Raw genomic sequence first — 18,442 nt, 5'->3', positions numbered from 1 at the left:
CGCTACTCCGAATCCACCTTCGCCAGCGTCATCACCCACGCCGGCACCACCGGTTCGCCGGCATAGAAATCCTTCGGCTTGTTCTCGGCCATCGCCCAGCGATGCAGCCAGCTCGGGCCGTAACGGCCGTTGTAGCCTTCCGCGCCGCGCGCATAGGCAGGATCACGCATGGCTTCTTCCAGCGTGATGAAGCGGTAGCCGCGCCGCCGGGTGGCCGCCACCAGTTCGGCGAAGGTGGCCGCGTTCAGTTCATTGGCATGCATCAGCCAGACCTGCGGCAAGGCATAGCCCAGCAGCGCCTGCGACTGCCGCTCGTAGTAGTCCAGCTTGTTGAGCATGTACGGCACATAGCCCTTGCGCAGCTGCGCCAGCGTAGCCTCGCGGGCTGCGGACGGCGGCTGTTCATTCATCACGTTGGCGTAGGCGAAGGCCCAGACCCATTCGCCGTTGTCCACCGTCACCGGCGCCACGCGGTACCCGTGGTCGCGGAAGAATCCGTCCATTGCCGCGCGGTCCTCGGCCGTCCGACCCGCACGCAGATACGGATGGCGCATCCACTGTGGCCGCTGGCCACGCTCGGCCAGCAGCGGCCGCAGCACCTGTTCGCCACGCAGGAAATCCTGCTGGAAGGCGGCTACGCCCTGCGCATTGAGGTCCATGTGCGAATAGGTGTGGTTGCCCAGCCCATAACCCGCGTCGAGCCAATCGCGCAGCATCTGCACCCGCGCCGGCTGCACCTGGCCATCAACCTCCAGCTTGTTCTCGTTGACGAAGCCCACCACCGGCACATCGGCCTGGCGGAGCTGCGCCATCAACGCCGCATGGCGCGTCTGCAGATCCGCAGGCAAGATGGTGTCCACGCGCGCCCACGGCAGATCATCAATGGTCACCGCGATGCGCCGGTCCACCTCCGCGGCGTGCACCGCCAGCGACAACAGCAGCAACGGCAGGGCACACAGCCACGTACGCATGGACCATCCTTGTGTCGGCAGGAACGCCGACTGTAGCCCAGCGCGCGAGCGCCGTCAGCGCCCCTCTTCAGCAGCCGCGGCCCGCCACAGCGCAACACCGCCCACCATCGCGGCCGTCAGCAGCGCCACCAGCACCAGGGCCAGGTCATCCGGATTGCGCTGCAGCGGCGCGTGCGCGCGGGTGAAAATATGGAAGACCACTTCCTGGGCCTGCTCCAGCGGCATGCGTCCCTGCTGGGTCAGATCGACCAGACACGCCGTCGGAGACAGCCTGACCACGCTGTTCCACGCGTCTTCGTACAGATGCAGGGTCCACGCCGCCAGCGCCATGGCGCTGGCATGCAGAGCCATCAGCCCCAACGCGGTGGTGCGCAGGGGCCGCCGTACCCGGTGCCACCAATGCACGCAGATGGCCATCGCACCCAGCAGTGCGAGCACCATTCCCGCTACCGGCAACCACCGCAGTGGCTGCCAATCATCCAGCGCGCCGGCACGCGCCATCAACACTTCGGCCATCCGCAGTCGCGCCGCGGGGTCCGGGCCACCGCAGGCAGCCGTCACCGGCTCCAGCAACAGATCCACACGGTGATGGAAATAGCCTGCGGCCAGGCCAAGGCCCAGCACGGCGACCACCTGCAGCAGAAGCAACATCAGTCCCGGGGCGCGCGTGCGGCCCTGAGGGAACGGAGTGGATGTCATCGTTACACTCGTGTCGGCGGTCTGTCATCGTAACCAAGCCGATCACGGCTGTCGGCTGGCGGATGCGACAACACGTGTGCTCGGCGGTACGATGTCCACCGAGGAAGAACCGCTGCATGGAGTGCGCTGGATGCTGATGCTGTACCTGCTGGTGCATTACGGCACCGGCCTGTTGATGATCGCAGGGGCGGCCTACGCCGTGTCGCGTGTCATCCAGACCCAGCGCGCAAAGCTGCCACCGGTGACGTCGCCCCTCCTGCCTGCGGCCACACCACCGCGCCGTCGCGAACGCAAGGCACTACGGCGCCTGCAACGTCGTCATCCGCAGTGGAGCTACCCCGTTGCCGCACCGGTTCCCCGCCGCTGGTACTTCGTCGGCTGCATACCGATCTTCGCCACGGCAGCGGTATGGGCCGTCGCCATGCCGGACGGCGCACGCTTCCAGGTCATGGTTGAAAGCACCGTCGGCTACCCGGCGAGCATCGCCCAGGTGCGCCTGCCCGCATCCCGGCACGCCGCGCTGTTGCAGGCGTGGCAGCCTGTCATCGCACAGGGCGCACGCACGGTCGAGATGGACTACACCATCGGCCGCCCACCGCTGGCAATCCAGTCGCGCGATGTCCTGCCGGTACTGGTACGGCAGCAGGGTGACCTGCTGCAGGTCGCGTTCGCACAGCCGATGCAGACAGACCGGCTGCAGGCCGCACTGACAGCGCGGGGCGCTCTGGCCGCAGGTGCGGTGCAGGTCCACCCACGCACGTTCGCACCTTGGCGCGAACGCGGTTGGACGCCCCTGCTCGCCCCTGCACCAGCGGGCCGCCCAACGCCGCGCTAACCGCGCGGCAGCTTGGCCGCCCACATGTTGTCGACCAGGTTCGGATAGGGTCGCCCGTTCTCCTCCGCGCGCTGCCGCGCCGCCTCCTTCTGTGCAGGCGACAACGGCTGCGACTTCTGGCCCTTCGGGTTGGGCTTCTTCCACGGCGGCGTGCGGGTCTGGCGCATGCGGAGAGTGTAGAGGCCGGTTACTGCTTGAGGAAGTTCAACAGCGCCAGATTGAAGTCGTCAGTATGGCTGGTGTTGCAGCCATGCGGCGCGTTCTGCAGCACCACCAGCTCGCTGCCACGTATGGCGCGCTGCGTGCGCTTGCCCGAGCCCTCCAGTGGCACGGTGGCATCACTGTCGCCGTGCAGCACCAGAGTGGGGACGCTCACCTTCTGCAGGTCGCGACGGAAGTCGGTAGTGGCAAACGCCTTCATGCAGCCCAGCGCCGCCGTCTGGTCGGACTGGTGGCAAAGCGCGATCGCCGCCTGGCGCTCGGCTTCGGTAACCATCAGCTTGCCGTTGGCGCTGAAGAAATCGCGGGTGAAGCCATCGAAGAAGGCTTCGCGGTCCTGTTCCAGGCCGGCGCGCATCTCGTCCGCCTTGTCCTGGGTCAGCGGGCCCTCCGGGTTGTCCTCGGTGCGCAGCAGGTACGGCGGCACCGCAGCCGCGAACACCACGCTGTGCAGGCGCGCCTCGCCGTGATTGGCGATGTAGCGCGCCACCTCGCCGCCACCCATCGAGAAACCGACCAGCGTGACCTCCTTCAGATCGCGTTGCTCGATGATGTCGGCCAGATCGGCCGCCAGCGTGTCGTAGTCATAGCCGTCGACCGGCTTCTCGGAACGACCGAAGCCACGGCGGTCATAGCTGATCACGCGGTAGCCCGCATCCCGCAGGATCGGCACCTGATCCTTCCACGCCTCGGCCGAGAGCGGCCAGCCATGGATGAGGATGACCGGGCGGCCCTCGCCGCCGGTGTCTTCGATGTGCAGCCGGATGGAGGAAGCAGGCATGGGAACTCCTGGTGAAAGATGGCACCAGCTTAGGCAGCGCCGCCTGTGGCGACCGTGAGGGAATCCGCCCGCGCCATGACATGCCCTACACGCTTGGCGCCCTGCACCCGCACCCGGAATCCGGCCGTTCGTACCCGGCAGACGCGGCTTCGTCACACCCGTGCGCCAACCGCCCCCGCAGCGTGCCACTGTGCGCCCGACATCCACGGAGACGCGCCATGCTGTTCGCCCTGCCCCTGCTCGCCGCCGGCCTTGCCGCCAGCCCTGCCCCGTCCGATACCCTGCGCGAGCAGATCCGCCAGGCGGATACCCAGCTGTTCGCGGTGGCGTTCGAGGCCTGCGATGCCGATCGGGCTGCCGCGATGACCACCGAGGACATGGAGTTCTTCCATGACAAGGACGGCAAATCGGCCAGCAGCCGCGAGGACTTCCGGCGCAGCGTCGCCCGCATGTGCGACAGCGCGCGCGAGGGCGGCTGGCGCCTGCGCCGCGAATTGGTGGACCGTTCGCTGCAGGTGTTCCCGTTGCACGAAGAGCGTGCATTGGAGATGGGCGACCATCGCTTCTACGAACGCGGCAAGGACGGTGTGGAGCGGTGGGTGGGGCAGGCGCGCTTCGTGCAGGTGTGGCGACGCGTGGACGGCACCTGGCAGGTGGAGCGGGTGATCAGCTATGACCACCGCGGGGTGGATTGAGGTTCGGGGTGGCAGGCGGTGGAGGGTCCACGCCGCCACTCTGGCGCGCACCTGGCGAAATCCCATGCCTGCAACAGGTGGCCGCGCTCTCCCAGCGCGGCCACCTCCAGCCGTTACAACTGGATGCGCGCCACGCTCTCGTTCGCGTCCTTGGCATCCTTCTCGCCGTTCTTGATGCTCACGTACAGCACGTTGTTCTTGGCATCCAGCGCCAGGCTGTTCGGGTGGGTCGGCACCGGGTAGGTGGCCACCTTCTGGTAGCTGTCACTGTCGTACGCGGTCACCGTGCCGCCGTCGCGGTTGGTCACGTACAGGCGCTTGCGCGGTGCATCCAGCAGGATGCCCAGCGGGCCGGCGTCGGTCGGGATGCTGGCCAGTTCCTTGCCGGTAGTGCGGTCGAGCACCAGCACGCGCTGGCCCGGGTGCTTGCTGGTGAAGCCCGCGCTGCTCTTGGTCATGTAGCTGCGGATCATCTCCGAGCCCTGGTCGGTCACGAACAGGCGCTTGCCGTCCGGGTGCAGCGCGATGTTCATCGGCTGCTCGGCGCTGATCTTGTGCTGGGCCACCACCGTGTTGGCGTCGGTGCCGACCACTACCAGGTCGGCCAGCAGGTTGCTGGTATACACGCGCTTGTTGGCGGCATCCAGCGCCAGGCCCGGCGCCTTGGCGTTGCCCAGGCCCGGAATGGTGTTGATCACCTTCAGGGTGGTGGTATCGACCACGAACAGCACGCTGCCTTCGCTGGAATGGCCGGTCACGTACAGACGGTTGGCCGGGCTGTCGACCACCAGTTCGCGCAGGTCGTGGGTGTAGGCGGCCTTGCCGTCCTTGCCGACCTTCTTCTCCATCAGCTGCACGATGCCGATGGCCTTGTTCTGGGCGGTATCGACCACGGTTACCGAAGTATCGACGGTGTTGCCGACGTACAGGCGGTTGTGAGCGTCATCCAACACCACGCCGAACGCCTTGCGCTCCAGCGGGATGCGGGTTTCCACGGCCAGCGTGGCCGGGTTCAGGCGCAGCACCTGCGACGGGCCGGCGTCATCGCCGAAGCCACCGGACGATGCAACGAACACGGCGTTCTGGGTGGGGCTGTACGCCAGTTCGTACAGGCCCTTGGCGATGGCCTGACGCTGCACGGCAGCGGGGGTGCTGGCGACGGGCGCGTTATCGGCGAAGGCCGCCGGGGCGCCGACGCTGAGCGAAATGGCAAGGGCCAGGGCGGCCGAGCGGAAAGCGGAATGACGGAACATGCGAGCATCCTTGAAAGGGCACGGAAGGGTGTCCTGGCTCGCTGGGCCGTACGGCGACGGCCCGCCCCGGGTGTGTCTGCGCGGGGTGGGCTGGCTGGGTTGCGGGGGAATGGTAGCAGGCTGGGGAGAGACGTGGCGCCGAGGACGACGGCCGGAGTGTCGCTTTTGGCTCGCCTTTTCGGCTGTGGGGCGGTGACGATGGCCCCATTCCGGTGTGGACGGATGCTTTCGGGAGGCCCTGCGCGATCGGTAGGCGGTAGCGTTCTGTGCGGGCGTACAGGCTGATTACGATCTTTCCTGTCGTAGAAAGCTTCCTTGAAGTTCGATTGCGGAGATTGTCGTCGCATACGGCACGCTGGCCATCTGCGACAATAGTCCTGCTCTGTGGAACTGCGTGTTTTCTCCGCAAATTCCAATTGGATTTCAGGGCGCAGGCGTGAGCAGATTGGCGGGCCACCGGAAAAGGGTGGCGCGGGACTCGAAAACCCGTCCAAGTATCAGATGTTCACGCTTGTCAGCCGGCGTCACGTTTGCGTGGCGCCGGCTGGCAATCCGTTCGCGTTCCATGGCGGGCGGTGCGTGGGGGTCTTCGGACCCGCCGGTCTGATACTTACCGGTTTTCGAGCCACGCATCGTCCCGCCACCTCCATCGGTGGCGTTGCTTTCTGTCCTGTACGGAGCATTGCCATGAACGAATCGGATTTCCGTTCCCTGCACGCGCAGTACGATCCGGCCAATACCGAGCCCGAGCGCGACGCATCCCCCGATCCCAACGGATTTGTTTCCACCCTGCGTCGCATCGGAAAGGGTGCGGCTGCGGATGGCCGGCCGTGGCCCGAGCGGCATCAGTTGCCTGGGCGTTGTCTTCAGCTGGCGGACGCGGATTGCGCGCTGGCCGGTTTACGCGTGGTGGCGGAGCTGATGCTGGCTGCGGAGCGCACGCGGCAGAATGGCGCGCCCGAAGAGTACGTGGGGGATCGGGTGATGGAGGGGTTGAAGATGGCTTGTGTGGCGTTGACTGCGCAGGTTACTGAGCGGTTGCAGGTTCGGCAGTAGTTGGCAAAGTGCGAAGATCGTCATAGTAGGCGCACCTTCATCAATCGATGAGATTACCTTCCCCATCTTCTGCTGCAATCTTTATCTCTATGGGAAGCTCATCAACACGCCGACACCCTTATATCAATATGGCGTGAGGCGTATGGATTCAAGCTTCGATGTATAATTCGAACAAAGCTCAATCGGCTCTCTTCTTAGCCACCGGACGGTTAGCGCATTATTCAACACGTCAACATTTGCGGCTAACTCTATCCCTCAGCCGTTCTGAATAATGCCCCCGACTTAATGATTAGACGTCTTCCAGACCCATCCCCGTGTCGTCGAGGTGCTTGACCACCCTAGATTCAAGGGCGGGGTATGCCTCGAGATACTCCGGAATTTTCTTAGAAGCAGAGCGCCCGATCCATTTTCGCCCTTTACCTTGCCCATCCTTTCTGCCCTCGGCAAAGAACAGATCCATGTATCGCCTCGGCGACACACCTTCAAAATGCAAAAATGCAACCTTCCTATGCTTAGTTCTATCTGGATCTAGCCACTCACTAAGAGGAATTTCCTGATCAGAATCATGGCTAATCGCGTCCGAGTGCAGATCTGTTGCCAGGCTCTTTTCGTACGGCTCAATAAAATACACCGCCCGAATTCCGGCAGCCACAATGTGCCTGGCGCAGTTATGACAGGGGTATGTCGTTGTATAAAGAACAGCATCCTGCGAAGTCCCCTGCCCGGTCCGACCCAGATTAACAAGCGCATCCATTTCCGCATGAACTGCGCGTGAAAATTCTATTATATCCTTAAGTCGTGACTCCCCCCTAATAATTTTAGATATTATCCTAGAGAGCTCCCTCGATTTTTCTTCGCCATCGGAAACGCCATTCTTCTCCAAAAACTCCTTAAGATGAGGAAGAATCATTACCCCGATTTCATTGCTAACTTTATTCTTCTTCTCATCATTAAAGCAGTTCCCCCCTTTTAGATGCACGCAACGGTGGTCGTCAGGCTGTAGGCTCTCTCGATAAAGGCCACCCCCACCGCGTGGGACATCGTTGCAGCCCATGGAAATCAGTTTACCCTCACGATCTATAATCGCCGCACCTACCTGCCTTGACATGCAAGCAGATCCTAACCCTGCGGAGAATGCCGCGTACATGCCCTGCTCATGAATTGTCGGAGTTACAGTTAAATCTCCATGAACAAGACGAAGAAACCGATCGAGCGGCCCGCGTATAGCGCGGGTATTAGAGGTTGAATTTCTGACAAAGAAATCCGCCAATTGGAGAGTCTTTTCTAAATTCTGCCCATGACTAACACCCTCTTTTCGATCTCGCTCCATGAGCGACTCAGCCTCGGTTACTGAGAGCCCTTCGCTTTGGAGATTCCTTTTTCTTTGATCCGACCCACAAAGTGTGCCCACAAGATAGAAATTTTCTCGATATACAGCCCGCAGGAGAGACACCTCACTTGGATTTTTCAACTGGTCGATCAAGTAGGCGACTCTACCGGGCACAACATCTTTGATTTCACCGGAGTTCTTTTTAGCCCGGTCCAAGGAAATGTCTCGCACAGCCAACTGGGCAAGGACGTCACTTCCCTTAAGATCGCGAAGCGCGTTCCCCATGTCTTGTAATGCCCTATATCGGCTTACAGCGGAAGCCACCTCAGGCTCAGATGGGAACAGATTCAGCTTCCGTGCAGCCTGGCGAATCAGATCACTAAGCTTGATTCTCTCTGTAGAATATCCTAGTCCAACAAGCTCATTCTCGACCAGATCAACTACATCCTTTACACCAGCGCCAATAGGCCCGCTGAAGGCCAAGACCAGCTCTTTTGAGGTAACGCCATCCAAGATGTCTTTGAGCGCACGCTTTGGCCCAGGCTTCTGCTCGCCCGGCGACTCCGATGACACAAGCGTAAGTGCAGAGTTCACGACCGCCCCTTCCCTGAGAACTATTGGGAAAGGTAAACGTTAATACAACCTTAAGCAAGATAGTCCGGATTGTGACTTTGCGACATCCTGCCACCTCTGAATGAAGCAAACAGCTACTCACTTCAATTGAAGCTAAAAAAGACGCGGAGACTGTTTTTTAGATGTGCCGGAGGCTTCGAGCGTATTCCATCACGCGCAGGTAGGCATCGCTCTGATCCCGCTTCTCGACAGAGATTCGTCGTGACGAAATGCATGTCACCTGCGCAGTATGCGCATGTATGACATTGACTGTTGATTGCTCTTGAGCTGAGCTAACACATGAGTCGACATCTAGGTCCCGGCTGATTTCAAACGAGAACGAAAGCTGCCCTTCCATTGCTCCCCCTTTCGTCTGGGCCGACATGTCCTACTCCGGTTTGGTGCTTGGAACTAGTTTAGCCACCATCGAGATGAAGGCAAGCCCCGGCACCATCAGAATTTGGCTTTATTTTTCAACAACTTGACCAATAGCATCGCGCAGTGGTGAGCACTGCGTGATGCCCGCCGAAGCCCCAGCGGCTCCGGCGGGCACTCAATCAAACCCCAACAGGATTAGCCTTCTCCGGATCAATCTTGTACTGCTTGATCGCCCGGGCCACATCCTTCGCGGTCATCTTCCCTTCCTTCGCCAGCGCCGCAATCGCGGCATGCGCGATGTAGTACCGGTCAACCTCGAAGAAGCGACGCAGGTTCGCACGGGTATCCGAACGGCCGAAACCATCCGTACCCAGCACCGTGTACGACATCGGAACGAACGCGCGGATCTGGTCCGCATACGCACGCACGTAGTCGGTAGCGGCAATCGCCGGGCCCTGGCGGCCTTCCAGCAGCTCGGTCACGTAGGCCTTGCGCTGCTCGCCTTCCGGATGCAGGCGGTTGTGGCGCTCCACATCGAAGCCGTCGCGGCGCAGTTCGTTGAAGCTCGGGCAGCTCCAGATATCGGCGGTGACGCCGAAGTCCTTGTCCAGCAGCTCGGCGGCGGCGATGGCTTCGCGCAGGATGGTGCCCGAACCCAGCAGCTGCACGCGCAGTTCGCCCTTCTTCGGCTTGCCGGCGTCGGTCAGCAGATACATGCCCTTGACGATGCCCTCGGCTGCGCCTTCCGGCATGTCCGGGTGGGCGTAGTTCTCGTTCATCAGGGTCAGGTAGTAGTACTCGTCTACCTGGTCTTCCATCATCGCCTTGGTGCCGTGCTGCAGGATCACCGTCACTTCGTAGCCGAAGGTCGGGTCGTAGCTGCGCACGTTGGGGATGCCACCGGCCACCAGATGGCTGAAGCCATCTTCGTGCTGCAGGCCTTCACCGTTCAGCGTGGTGCGGCCGGCGGTGCCACCCAGCAGGAAGCCGCGGGTACGCATGTCGGCGGCCTGCCAGGCGATGTCGCCCACGCGCTGGAAGCCGAACATCGAGTAGTAGATGTAGAACGGCAGCATCGGCACGTTGCTGACCGAGTAGCTGGTACCGGCGGCCATCCACGAGCTGATCGCGCCCGGCTCGCTGATGCCCTGCTGCAGCACCTGGCCGCTCTGGTCTTCGCGGTAGAACATCAGCTGGTCGGCGTCCACCGGCTTGTACTTCTGGCCGAACGGCGCGTAGATGCCGATCTGGCGGAACAGGCCTTCCATGCCGAAGGTGCGGGCTTCGTCGGCCACGATCGGCACGATGTGCGGGCCCAGCTCCTTGTCGCGCAGGGTGATGTTCAGGCTCTGCACGAACGCCATGGTGGTGGAGTACGTGCGTTCGCCGCTGCTCTTCAGCAGGCGCTCGTAGGTTTCCAGCTTCGGTGCGTTGAAGCTCTTGTCGGCCTTGCGGCGGCGCTGCGGCAGGTAACCACCCAGGGCGGCACGGCGCTCCTGCAGGTACTGCACTTCCGGCGAGTCCGGGCCGGGGTTGTAGAACGGCACCTGGCCGTCCTTGAGCTGCTCGTCGGTCACCGGAATGTTGAAGCGGTCGCGGAAGTGCTTGACGGCTTCGTCGTCCAGCTTCTTGGTCTGGTGGGTCGGGTTCAGCGCTTCACCGGCGCTGCCCATGCCGTAACCCTTCACGGTCTTGGCCAGGATGACGGTCGGCATGCCCTTGGTGTTCACGGCCTGGTGGTAGGCGGCGTACACCTTGTGCGGGTCGTGGCCACCGCGGTTGAGGCGCCAGATGTCGTCGTCGGACAGGCCGGCGACCATCGCGGCGGTCTCCGGGTACTTGCCGAAGAAATGCTCGCGGGTATACGCGCCGCCGAAGGCCTTGCAGTTCTGGTATTCGCCGTCGACGGTTTCCATCATCAGCTTCTTCAGGACGCCGTTGGTGTCCTTGGCCAGCAGGGCATCCCAGTAACCGCCCCACAGCAGCTTGATGACGTTCCAGCCGCCGCCGCGGAACACGCCTTCCAGTTCCTGGATGATCTTGCCGTTGCCGCGCACCGGGCCGTCCAGGCGCTGCAGGTTGCAGTTCACCACGAAGATCAGGTTGTCCAAGCCTTCACGGCCGGCCAGGGCGATGGCACCCAGGGTTTCCGGCTCGTCCGACTCGCCGTCGCCGATGAAGCACCACACCTTGCGGTCGGACTTCTCGATCAGGCCACGGTTTTCCAGGTAACGCATGAACTGCGCCTGGTAGATGGCGGCCAGCGGGCCCAGGCCCATCGACACGGTCGGGGTCTGCCAGAAGTCCGGCATCAGCCACGGGTGCGGGTACGAGGACAGGCCACCGCCGTCCACTTCCATGCGGAACTTGTCCAGCTGCTCTTCGCTGATGCGGCCTTCCAGGAAGGCGCGGGCGTAGATGCCCGGGGCGCTGTGGCCCTGGATGAACAGCAGGTCGCCCGGGTGGTTGTCGCTCGGGGCGCGCCAGAAGTGGTTGAAGCCCACGTCGTACAGGGTGGCGCCGGAGGCGAACGAGGCGATGTGGCCGCCCAGGTCGCCCGGCTTGCGGTTGGCGCGGACCACGGTGGCCATCGCGTTCCAGCGGATGATCGAACGGATGCGCCATTCCAGCTCGGCATTGCCCGGGCTCTTGGCCTCGAACTGCGGCTCGATGGTATTGACGTATTCGGTGGTGGGAGAGAACGGCAGGTAGGCGCCCGAACGACGGGTCAGCTCCACCATGCCTTCCAGCAGCTGATGCGCGCGCTCGGAGCCCTCGACATCAATAACGGCCTTCAACGACTCGATCCACTCCTGGGTTTCCACAGGATTCGGGTCGTTGTTCAGCACCTCGTTCAACCAGTTCATTAGCGCTCCCATAACCGCACGCACGCGCGCGACTGTTGTATAGATATCTAGACCGCAAAGTGTAGCGCACCAAGGGCTTTCGTCACTTGGCTACGCTGGCGTATGGACGCATGCAGCCAGTGTCCGCAAGGCATGTCCCGCCTGTCTTCGGCGGGCCAGCAGGCGCGCTGCAGGCCGCTGCGGCGGGCCTCGGACCGCTTCGGGCACGTCGCGATTGCCCGCCTGGCGCATGTGCAGAACGAAGTGTTACCCAGGGCGATGACCGTTGTAGGGCACGGCCGACCGCGTGTGGGCCTACGCCGGGGGCACCGCAGCTGAATGACTGATGCGGTGTCGCGCCTGGCTCTGGACCGGGCTGCGCCTGCCGCGCAAGGTGGCGGCGAGTGTTGGCACTGCCGCAACGGCCCGCCGTCTGGCTGCCTCGCTCCCTTCCACAGTGGTCCCCGGGGCGCACCGCAAGGGCGCCCTTTCTGTGTACGTGGCCCAAACGCGGCACGGTTGTGGCCGGATCGATGCTTGCCGGCGCCTGCCCTATCGATATATCGTTTCGATACTCGTTACCGATATATCGAAATGAGCCGTTCCCCTTCCCCCAGAACCCGTTCCAGCGAATCGGCCGTGCCCCGCCGCCATGGCCAGCCACGCGTGCTGAGCCGGGGCGACCTGCGCCTGCTGGTGCTGGCCCTGATCGGCGAGCAGCCGCGCCATGGCTACGAGCTGATGCAACTGATCAGCAACCAGTTTCTGCAGGCCTACACGCCCAGCGCCGGCACCATGTACCCGCTGCTGGCGAGCTTCGAGCAGGCCGGCTGGGTGGCATCGGAGGAAGTGGATGGCCGCCGGGTGTTCCGCATCACCGCCGCCGGCGAGTTCGAGCTGAAGGTGCAGCGCACCCAGGTGCGCCTGGCCCAGCGACGGGCCTTCGACCGCGCCCGCGAGATCACCAAGGCATCGCTGCCGCCGCCGCTGGCCAGCGCCCTGCGTGACTTCAAGCGGGCGCTGGTGCATCACCACGGCCGCTGGGCCGAAGGCGAGGCCGAGCAGGTGGCGGCGCTGCTGTCGCAGGCATCGGCACTGATCAACGGCACCACCGGTAGCGAGCCCACCTCTTCAACGACCCAGCCAGACTGACTCCAGCCAGGTCTCCCCCTACGCCGCGCCCCCTGCGCGACACCTTTACAGGTATTCCCATGACTGAGCATCACAACGCGCGCCTGCGCCTGGATGTGAGATTCCGCGAACTGACGGTGCTGCGCACCGAGGTGGTCACCCCGCACATGCGCCGCGTCGTGCTGGGCGGCGATGATCTGGCCGGCTTCGATTCGCCCGGCGCCGACGACCACATCAAGCTGTTCTTCCCCAACGCCAGCGGCGAAATGGTGCTGCCGGTGCTGACGGCCGAAGGCCGCAGCTACCCGGACGGCAAGCAGCCGTCTCCGGCACGCGACTACACCCCACGCTGGTGGGACCACGACGCCGGCGAACTGGCCATCGACTTCGTGCTGCACGACCAGGGCATTGCCGGGCCGTGGGCTGAACGGGCGCAGCCGGGCGACACGCTGGTGATCGGCGGCCCGCGCGGCTCGTTCGTGGTGGCCGACAGCTACGACGCCTACGTGCTGATTGGCGATGAAACCGCGCTGCCGGCCATTGCCCGCTGGCTGGACGTGCTGCCGGAGGGCGCCGAGGTGCAGGCCTTCATCGAAGTGAGCGACGAAGCCGAGCGTCAGGACCTGCCGCAGTACGAGAACGTGCAGATTCACTGGTTGGAGCGCAATGGCTTCCCGGCGGCCAGCAGCACGCTGCTGGAAGACATGCTGACCGACTTCGAGGCACCGGAGGGCGACACGTTCTACTGGATCGCCACCGAATCGCGTCGCGCACGGATGATGCGCAAGTTCATCGAAGGCCATCTGGGCGTGCCGCGCGACTGGATCCGTTCGACCGGCTACTGGAAGGCGCACCCGGACGATACCGACGGCGACTGAGCGCGCAGCGTTTGCCTCAGTCTGCGTGAGCCGGGCATGGCCCGGCTCTGCAGCAGGCAGCCACCGGGATGCGTTGCTGTCGCCATCCGAACCGGTGCGCGGCCCAGATCTCCAGCGCCATCAGCAGCACAACGACCAGCCACGGCAGCAGCAGGCCGAAGTACACGCCCGGCATCATGCCGTTGATCTGCGCTTTCACCAGCCGCAACACGCCGCGGGTGTGCAGCAGTTCGTCCACGCGCATCGTCAGCGCTTCGCGCACCACCGTCGGCTCCACGCCCAGCACACCGGCCTTGTCCACCAGGGTGTCTTCCACCAGGCCGCGCAGCACGCCTTCGCGCACCTTGCCGATCACCCAGCCACTGGCGCGTGCCAGTACGCCGTCACCCAGGCCATCCAGTACCGGCAGCGGGTGTTCGCTGAGGTAGGCCGAGGCGACCGCTTCGGCCACATCGCCCACCGTGCCTTCGCTGTGCAGCGCATCGCGCATGCGCGGGTCGTCAAGCGAGTCGGTGAACCCGTGGCTCCACTGGGCCACGAGCGTCTGCAGATGCGGCTGGAAATGGTCCATCTGCTGCAGCAGCGCGCGGTGCGCGCCCGCGGTGAAACCCAGCTGCAGGCCGAAGAAGGCGGTGCCCAGCGGCAGCAGCAGCGCGTAACTGGCCAGCAGCCAGTGATGCCAGCGCCTGCGCCGCTGCAACCAGCCGCGGCGGCGCAGCGCATACCAGCCGGCCAGTCCGACCATGAGGCCCAGCAGCGCGCCCAGCACGCTGCCCACTGCCAGATCGAGCACGCTCAACCCGGCCCAGAATTCGTTCAACCAGTACTGCACGTCCTGCATGGCCTTACCTTCCGTGGATGAAACAGCAGGCGATTGTAGGACCGGGTTCACTGTGGGTGGCTCTTCGGCCCATGCCACGGGGTCAGACCCTTGTCCCACGGAGCGGCGCATGACGCCGGCAGCGGATCGAGCCGGGCAGATGCGACAATCGCGCTCCTTCCCAGTTGCAACGAGGCCCCTGTGGGCAAACTGACCTTGGCCGGCGTCGATGCGCTGCGCTCCCGCTTCAACGACGACGACGCCTGTGATGGCGCGCTGGCGGCCTTCGCTGATCCGGCCGCCCTGCGTGCACCGCTGCGGGATCTGTTGGACGCCGAACACCGGTTCCTGCAGGCCGAGTACGAAGTGGCGCAGGTGGCCGATGTGCTGCGCCGCGACCAGAAGTACGCGCCGGTGGGCCGGCCGTCGGTGCATATCGTGCAGCTGCGCAAGCAGCAGGCGGCGACCAGGCAGGCCGCGTTGATCGCACGTCAGGTGGTGGCGCAGGCCGCGCAGACCTTCGTGCGGTTGAGTGGCATGACGGTGAAGGCCAAGCAGAGCCCGAGCGAGGCGTGTGCAGCGTGGCTGGGCGCGCTGCGCTGAGCGCGCGTACCCGATAGCGGCCAACGCGCGTTCCCGGCGCTCAAAAAAGAAGGCCCGCTTCGCAGCGGGCCTTCTGCCTTCTCACGACGAGTGAGCGGGGTGCATCAAGCGGCCGGCTTCTCGCCGGTGGCTTCGGTGGTGATGCGGATCTTCACTTCATCGCTGACGTTCGGGGCGTAGGCGCCCACGCCGAAATCGCTGCGCTTGAGGGTGGTGGTGGCATCGAAGCCGGCGGCCGGAACCTTGGCCATCGGGTGCTCGCCGCCGCCGTTGATGGTGACGTCCAGGGTCACCGGCTTGGTGATGTCCTTGATGGTCAGGTCGCCAGTGACGGTCAGCTTGTTGGTGCCGGCCGATTCCACCTTGGTGCTCTTGAAGGTGGCCGCCGGGAACTTGGCAGCGTCGAAGAAGTCGGCGCTCTTCAGGTGCTCGTCGAACTTGGCGGTGAAGCTGTTGAGGCCGCTCAGCGGCAGCTTCACTTCCACGGTGGACTTGGTCACGTCGGCGGCGTCGTACACCAGGGTGCCTTCGGCGTTGCCGAAGTGTGCGCTCGGGTTGGAGAAGCCGAAGTGGCTCCACTGCGCCAGCACGTCGGTGTGGCTCGGGTCGAGCTTGTAGGTGCCCGAGGCGATCTGGATCGCTTCGGCGGCGGGCGCGGCAGCGGCAGCATCGGCAGCCGGGGTGGCGGCCGGCTGTTCGGTGGCGGCCGGAGCGGCGGCATCAGCGGCCGGGGCAGCGGTATCGGCCGGCTTGGAGCAGGCGGCGATGGCCAGGGTCAGGGCCAGCGGCAGCAGCAGTTTACGGGTGGCGCTCATCTGAGGAACTCTCCGGATCGTAGGGTGGGTACAGGGTGCAGCAATGGCCCGCCGCAACCGGCGGGCCCGAAACCGATACAGCGACTTACGCGATGCGCGCCGCTTCGTCGAACGACAGACGCGGCAGGCGCGGGAACAGGCCCGCCGGGTCACCGTACCCCAGGTTGACCAGGAAATTCGACTTGATGCTGGTGCCGGCGAAGAAGGCTTCATCGACCTTGGCCGGGTCGAAGCCGGACATCGGGCCGGCATCCAGGCCCAGCGCGCGCGCGGCCAGGATCAGGTAGGCGCCCTGCAGGCTGCCGTTGCGGATGGCGGCCTCGTGGCGGCCTTCCTGCGGGCCGTCGAACCAGGACTTGGCGTCGGCGTGCGGGAACAGGTACGGCAGCTTCTCGTGGAAATCCAGGTCGAAACCGATGATGACGGTGACCGGTGCGGCCATGGTCTTGTCATGGTTGCCTTCGGACAGCGCGGGGGCCAGCTTGGCCTTGGCTTCGGCCGACTTCACGAACACGAAGCGCGCCGGGCTGGCGTTGGCCGCGGTTGGGCCCCACTTCACCAGCTCGTACAGTTCCTGCAGCAGGCTGTCGTCCACCGGGGTGTCGAGGAAGGCATTCTGGGTGCGGGCGGTGCGGAACAGCTGATCCAGTGCGGCGGCGTCAAGCGCGTGGGACATCGGTGCATCTCCAGGGCGGCGAAGGGGAGTCAGTGCCCGCGGGCAACGCGGGGCGAAACGACCAGCCGCAGTGTAGAGTGTCGCGACTGTTGCAACACCCAGCAGGGCTGAAACGAATTAATGCCAATGGTGAAACGATCGAGCGCACCGTGGACGGTCACCGATGGCCGTGCAGGCAATGTCCGCCAGGCGGTCGCGCTGGCCTCGGCGCTGCGCCAGGGCACCTATCGGCCGGTGGTGCTGCAGCCTCGGGCGCCCTGGCGCTGGGTCACCCCGCGGCGCCTGCCCGGGGATGCCAACGGCTACGGCGATGCGTTCGCGGCACTGGCTGCCGAGCCCCCTGCGCTGGCGATCGGCTGTGGCCGCCAGGCCGCCGGTGCGCTGCGCGTGCTGCGCGCCCGCGGCACGCAGGTGGTGCAGATCCTCGACCCGCGCATCGGCGCCCGCCACTGGGACATGGTGGTGGTACCCGAGCATGACCGCCTGCGCGGCAGCAATGTGCTGACCCTGATCGGCAGCCTCAACCCGGTCGATGACGACTGGCTGGCCTGGGGACGGGCGGCGTTCGCCGGCTTCAGCACCCTGCCCGGTCCGCGCACTGCACTGCTGGTGGGCGGCCCGACGCCGCTGGCGCCGTGGGACGAAACGGCGATGGTCGGTGTGTTCCGCGCCCTGGCCGCGCAGATTCGCAGTGAAGGCGGCAGCCTGCTGGCCACCACCTCGCGACGCACCCCGCCGGCACTGGCCGAGATCCTGCGCGCGACCTTCGCCGACCTGCCGCACGTGATCTGGGGCGACGGCGGCGACGGGGTGAATCCGTATGGCGGCCTGCTCGGCTGGGCCAACCGGGTGGTGGTATCGCCCGATTCGGTGAACCTGCTCTCTGAAGCCTGCGCCACGCGCATGCCGGTGATGGTGGCGCTGGCGGAGACCGCGCAGGGACGCCTCGCCCGCTTCCAGCAGCTGCTGCACGAGCGCGGGCGATTGCAGAAACGCTGGCTGGACTGGCAGTACGACCGCATCGAACCACTGCGCGAAACCGCGCGCATCGCCGCCGAGGTCAGGGCGCGGCTGGCATTGGGGTAACGCCCCACCGTTGGCGGCGGGCGTGTTCCTGAACGGGTGGTTTTGGATTTGCCTTTGGCCGCGCGGATAATGGGCCATTCCCCTTGTCCTCCTGGCTCGCCATGTCCGTGCGTCCTGCCCCCGTTTTTGCCCCGCTGACCCCGCGCGCCCTGGTGCTGGCCGTGCTGGCGATGGGCGCGGTGGTGCTGCTGTCGAACGTGCTGGTGCAGTACCCGATCAACGACTGGCTGACCTGGGGTGCGTTCAGCTATCCCGTCGCGTTCCTGGTGAGCAATCTGATCAACCGCCGCTTCGGCCCGGGACCCGCCCGGCGCGTGGCCTGGATCGGTTTCGCGGTGGCGGTGCTGTTGTCGGTCTGGGTGGCGACGCCGCGCATCGCCATCGCATCGTGCTCGGCCTTCATCGTGGCGCAGCTGCTGGACATCACCGTATTCGACCGCCTGCGCCGGGGCAGCTGGTGGCGTGCGCCGATGGTAGCCACCACCTGCAGCGCGACGGTGGACACCACGATCTTCTGGTCGATCGCCTTTGCCGGTTCCAGCCTGCCGTGGGTGAGCTGGGCGGCGGGCGATCTGGCCGTGAAGCTGGCCATTGGCGTGTGCCTGCTGGCGCCGTTCCGCGCGCTGCTGTGGAAGATGGCGCCGCTGCGCGCGGAAAGCGCGCGGTGATTCCGCCGGGCATGGCCCGGCGCTACCGTTGCGTTTGTTTGGATGACGCCGGCATGGCGCAGCGCGCCTGTTCGGGTAGCGCCGGGTCAT

Annotated in this window: 18 protein-coding genes; 8 read left to right on the top strand and 10 right to left on the bottom strand. The window is 64.8% G+C overall.

Annotated features, from left to right (window positions below; all coding sequences use genetic code 11):
• Positions 1 to 2: 2 nt before the first annotated feature.
• Both IMX13_RS14605 and IMX13_RS14600 read right to left on the bottom strand, forming a co-directional pair.
• Positions 3 to 971 carry a polysaccharide deacetylase family protein gene (locus IMX13_RS14605; protein WP_193396614.1) on the bottom strand — a complete coding sequence of 323 codons (969 nt, stop codon included), beginning with the start codon at positions 969 to 971 and terminating at the stop codon, positions 3 to 5.
• A gap of 54 nt (positions 972 to 1,025) precedes the next feature.
• Complete coding sequence (locus IMX13_RS14600) at positions 1,026 to 1,622, bottom strand: hypothetical protein (RefSeq protein WP_227255455.1); 597 nt, start codon at positions 1,620 to 1,622, stop codon at positions 1,026 to 1,028.
• A gap of 139 nt (positions 1,623 to 1,761) precedes the next feature.
• Between IMX13_RS14600 and IMX13_RS14595 the strand changes: the two genes are divergently transcribed.
• Positions 1,762 to 2,505, top strand: coding sequence for a hypothetical protein (locus IMX13_RS14595; protein WP_193396613.1), 744 nt, complete (start codon positions 1,762 to 1,764; stop codon positions 2,503 to 2,505).
• Here IMX13_RS14595 and IMX13_RS14590 read toward each other — a convergent pair.
• Together IMX13_RS14590 and IMX13_RS14585 are read right to left on the bottom strand one after the other, a co-directional pair.
• A complete protein-coding gene (locus IMX13_RS14590) occupies positions 2,502 to 2,672 on the bottom strand; it encodes a hypothetical protein (protein ID WP_164972344.1) in 171 nt (56 codons plus the stop codon). The two genes, IMX13_RS14595 and IMX13_RS14590, sit on opposite strands and share 4 nt — an antisense overlap.
• A gap of 20 nt (positions 2,673 to 2,692) precedes the next feature.
• Entirely contained in the window at positions 2,693 to 3,505 is an 813-nt protein-coding gene (locus IMX13_RS14585; protein ID WP_193396612.1) for an alpha/beta hydrolase, read from the bottom strand.
• Positions 3,506 to 3,723: 218 nt separating this feature from the next.
• On the opposite strand from IMX13_RS14585, the gene IMX13_RS14580 reads away from it, so the two are divergent.
• Positions 3,724 to 4,200: a nuclear transport factor 2 family protein gene (locus tag IMX13_RS14580; protein ID WP_193396611.1), complete on the top strand. Its 477-nt coding sequence runs from the start codon at positions 3,724 to 3,726 to the stop codon at positions 4,198 to 4,200.
• Between the two features lie 113 nt (positions 4,201 to 4,313).
• On the opposite strand, the gene IMX13_RS14575 is transcribed toward IMX13_RS14580, so the two are convergent.
• Positions 4,314 to 5,453 carry a YncE family protein gene (locus IMX13_RS14575; RefSeq protein ID WP_193396610.1) on the bottom strand — a complete coding sequence of 380 codons (1,140 nt, stop codon included), beginning with the start codon at positions 5,451 to 5,453 and terminating at the stop codon, positions 4,314 to 4,316.
• A 687-nt stretch (positions 5,454 to 6,140) separates the two neighbouring features.
• Between IMX13_RS14575 and IMX13_RS14570 the strand changes: the two genes are divergently transcribed.
• Complete coding sequence (locus IMX13_RS14570) at positions 6,141 to 6,509, top strand: hypothetical protein (protein WP_193396609.1); 369 nt, start codon at positions 6,141 to 6,143, stop codon at positions 6,507 to 6,509.
• 289 nt (positions 6,510 to 6,798) lie between these two features.
• On the opposite strand, the gene IMX13_RS19000 is transcribed toward IMX13_RS14570, so the two are convergent.
• On the bottom strand, positions 6,799 to 8,433 hold the full coding sequence (locus IMX13_RS19000; protein ID WP_193396608.1) for an anti-phage dCTP deaminase: 1,635 nt from the start codon (positions 8,431 to 8,433) through the stop codon (positions 6,799 to 6,801).
• A gap of 575 nt (positions 8,434 to 9,008) precedes the next feature.
• Entirely contained in the window at positions 9,009 to 11,696 is a 2,688-nt protein-coding gene (gene aceE / locus IMX13_RS14560; RefSeq protein WP_065175416.1) for a pyruvate dehydrogenase (acetyl-transferring), homodimeric type, read from the bottom strand.
• Positions 11,697 to 12,269: 573 nt separating this feature from the next.
• Between aceE and IMX13_RS14555 the strand changes: the two genes are divergently transcribed.
• Positions 12,270 to 12,827, top strand: coding sequence for a PadR family transcriptional regulator (locus IMX13_RS14555; protein ID WP_053520111.1), 558 nt, complete (start codon positions 12,270 to 12,272; stop codon positions 12,825 to 12,827).
• Positions 12,828 to 12,886: 59 nt separating this feature from the next.
• Complete coding sequence (locus IMX13_RS14550; protein ID WP_053520112.1) at positions 12,887 to 13,684, top strand: siderophore-interacting protein; 798 nt, start codon at positions 12,887 to 12,889, stop codon at positions 13,682 to 13,684.
• 16 nt (positions 13,685 to 13,700) lie between these two features.
• Here IMX13_RS14550 and IMX13_RS14545 read toward each other — a convergent pair whose 3' ends face one another.
• The gene (locus IMX13_RS14545) at positions 13,701 to 14,525 is read right to left on the bottom strand and encodes a hypothetical protein (protein ID WP_193396607.1); all 825 of its coding nucleotides are present in this window, start codon (positions 14,523 to 14,525) and stop codon (positions 13,701 to 13,703) included.
• A 180-nt stretch (positions 14,526 to 14,705) separates the two neighbouring features.
• On the opposite strand from IMX13_RS14545, the gene IMX13_RS14540 reads away from it, so the two are divergent.
• On the top strand, positions 14,706 to 15,107 hold the full coding sequence (locus IMX13_RS14540) for a hypothetical protein (protein WP_193396606.1): 402 nt from the start codon (positions 14,706 to 14,708) through the stop codon (positions 15,105 to 15,107).
• A 104-nt stretch (positions 15,108 to 15,211) separates the two neighbouring features.
• On the opposite strand, the gene IMX13_RS14535 is transcribed toward IMX13_RS14540, so the two are convergent.
• Entirely contained in the window at positions 15,212 to 15,922 is a 711-nt protein-coding gene (locus tag IMX13_RS14535; RefSeq protein WP_074902043.1) for a YceI family protein, read from the bottom strand.
• Between the two features lie 85 nt (positions 15,923 to 16,007).
• Positions 16,008 to 16,598: a malonic semialdehyde reductase gene (locus tag IMX13_RS14530; protein WP_053520115.1), complete on the bottom strand. Its 591-nt coding sequence runs from the start codon at positions 16,596 to 16,598 to the stop codon at positions 16,008 to 16,010.
• Between the two features lie 126 nt (positions 16,599 to 16,724).
• Here IMX13_RS14530 and IMX13_RS14525 point away from each other — a divergent pair, with 126 nt between their 5' ends.
• Positions 16,725 to 17,684 (top strand): mitochondrial fission ELM1 family protein, encoded by a 960-nt coding sequence (locus IMX13_RS14525; protein WP_193396605.1) that lies wholly within the window; start codon positions 16,725 to 16,727, stop codon positions 17,682 to 17,684.
• 101 nt (positions 17,685 to 17,785) lie between these two features.
• Positions 17,786 to 18,352, top strand: a complete 567-nt coding sequence (locus IMX13_RS14520; RefSeq protein ID WP_053520117.1) for a queuosine precursor transporter — start codon at positions 17,786 to 17,788, stop codon at positions 18,350 to 18,352.
• Positions 18,353 to 18,442: the final 90 nt, after the last annotated feature.

Source organism: Stenotrophomonas sp. B2 (assembly GCF_014947095.1).
GTDB lineage: Bacteria > Pseudomonadota > Gammaproteobacteria > Xanthomonadales > Xanthomonadaceae > Stenotrophomonas > Stenotrophomonas maltophilia_P.
The sequence above is the reverse complement of the archived record's forward strand: the minus strand, read 5'-3'. Positions and strand labels throughout refer to the sequence as shown.

What these genes read in the sequence shown, in the direction of transcription:
- IMX13_RS14605 (WP_193396614.1), bottom strand. Translation starts at nt 971, where the DNA reads ATGCGTACGTGGCTGTGTGCCCTGCCGTTGCTGCTGTTGTCGCTGGCG.
- IMX13_RS14520 (WP_053520117.1), top strand. Translation starts at nt 17,786, where the DNA reads ATGTCCGTGCGTCCTGCCCCCGTTTTTGCCCCGCTGACCCCGCGCGCC.
- IMX13_RS14575 (WP_193396610.1), bottom strand. Translation starts at nt 5,453, where the DNA reads ATGTTCCGTCATTCCGCTTTCCGCTCGGCCGCCCTGGCCCTTGCCATT.
- IMX13_RS14585 (WP_193396612.1), bottom strand. Translation starts at nt 3,505, where the DNA reads ATGCCTGCTTCCTCCATCCGGCTGCACATCGAAGACACCGGCGGCGAG.
- IMX13_RS14535 (WP_074902043.1), bottom strand. Translation starts at nt 15,922, where the DNA reads ATGAGCGCCACCCGTAAACTGCTGCTGCCGCTGGCCCTGACCCTGGCC.
- IMX13_RS14555 (WP_053520111.1), top strand. Translation starts at nt 12,270, where the DNA reads ATGAGCCGTTCCCCTTCCCCCAGAACCCGTTCCAGCGAATCGGCCGTG.
- IMX13_RS14545 (WP_193396607.1), bottom strand. Translation starts at nt 14,525, where the DNA reads ATGCAGGACGTGCAGTACTGGTTGAACGAATTCTGGGCCGGGTTGAGC.
- IMX13_RS14530 (WP_053520115.1), bottom strand. Translation starts at nt 16,598, where the DNA reads ATGTCCCACGCGCTTGACGCCGCCGCACTGGATCAGCTGTTCCGCACC.
- IMX13_RS14600 (WP_227255455.1), bottom strand. Translation starts at nt 1,622, where the DNA reads ATGTTGCTTCTGCTGCAGGTGGTCGCCGTGCTGGGCCTTGGCCTGGCC.
- aceE (WP_065175416.1), bottom strand. Translation starts at nt 11,696, where the DNA reads ATGAACTGGTTGAACGAGGTGCTGAACAACGACCCGAATCCTGTGGAA.
- IMX13_RS14550 (WP_053520112.1), top strand. Translation starts at nt 12,887, where the DNA reads ATGACTGAGCATCACAACGCGCGCCTGCGCCTGGATGTGAGATTCCGC.
- IMX13_RS14580 (WP_193396611.1), top strand. Translation starts at nt 3,724, where the DNA reads ATGCTGTTCGCCCTGCCCCTGCTCGCCGCCGGCCTTGCCGCCAGCCCT.
- IMX13_RS14590 (WP_164972344.1), bottom strand. Translation starts at nt 2,672, where the DNA reads ATGCGCCAGACCCGCACGCCGCCGTGGAAGAAGCCCAACCCGAAGGGC.
- IMX13_RS14525 (WP_193396605.1), top strand. Translation starts at nt 16,725, where the DNA reads ATGGTGAAACGATCGAGCGCACCGTGGACGGTCACCGATGGCCGTGCA.
- IMX13_RS14595 (WP_193396613.1), top strand. Translation starts at nt 1,762, where the DNA reads ATGTCCACCGAGGAAGAACCGCTGCATGGAGTGCGCTGGATGCTGATG.
- IMX13_RS14570 (WP_193396609.1), top strand. Translation starts at nt 6,141, where the DNA reads ATGAACGAATCGGATTTCCGTTCCCTGCACGCGCAGTACGATCCGGCC.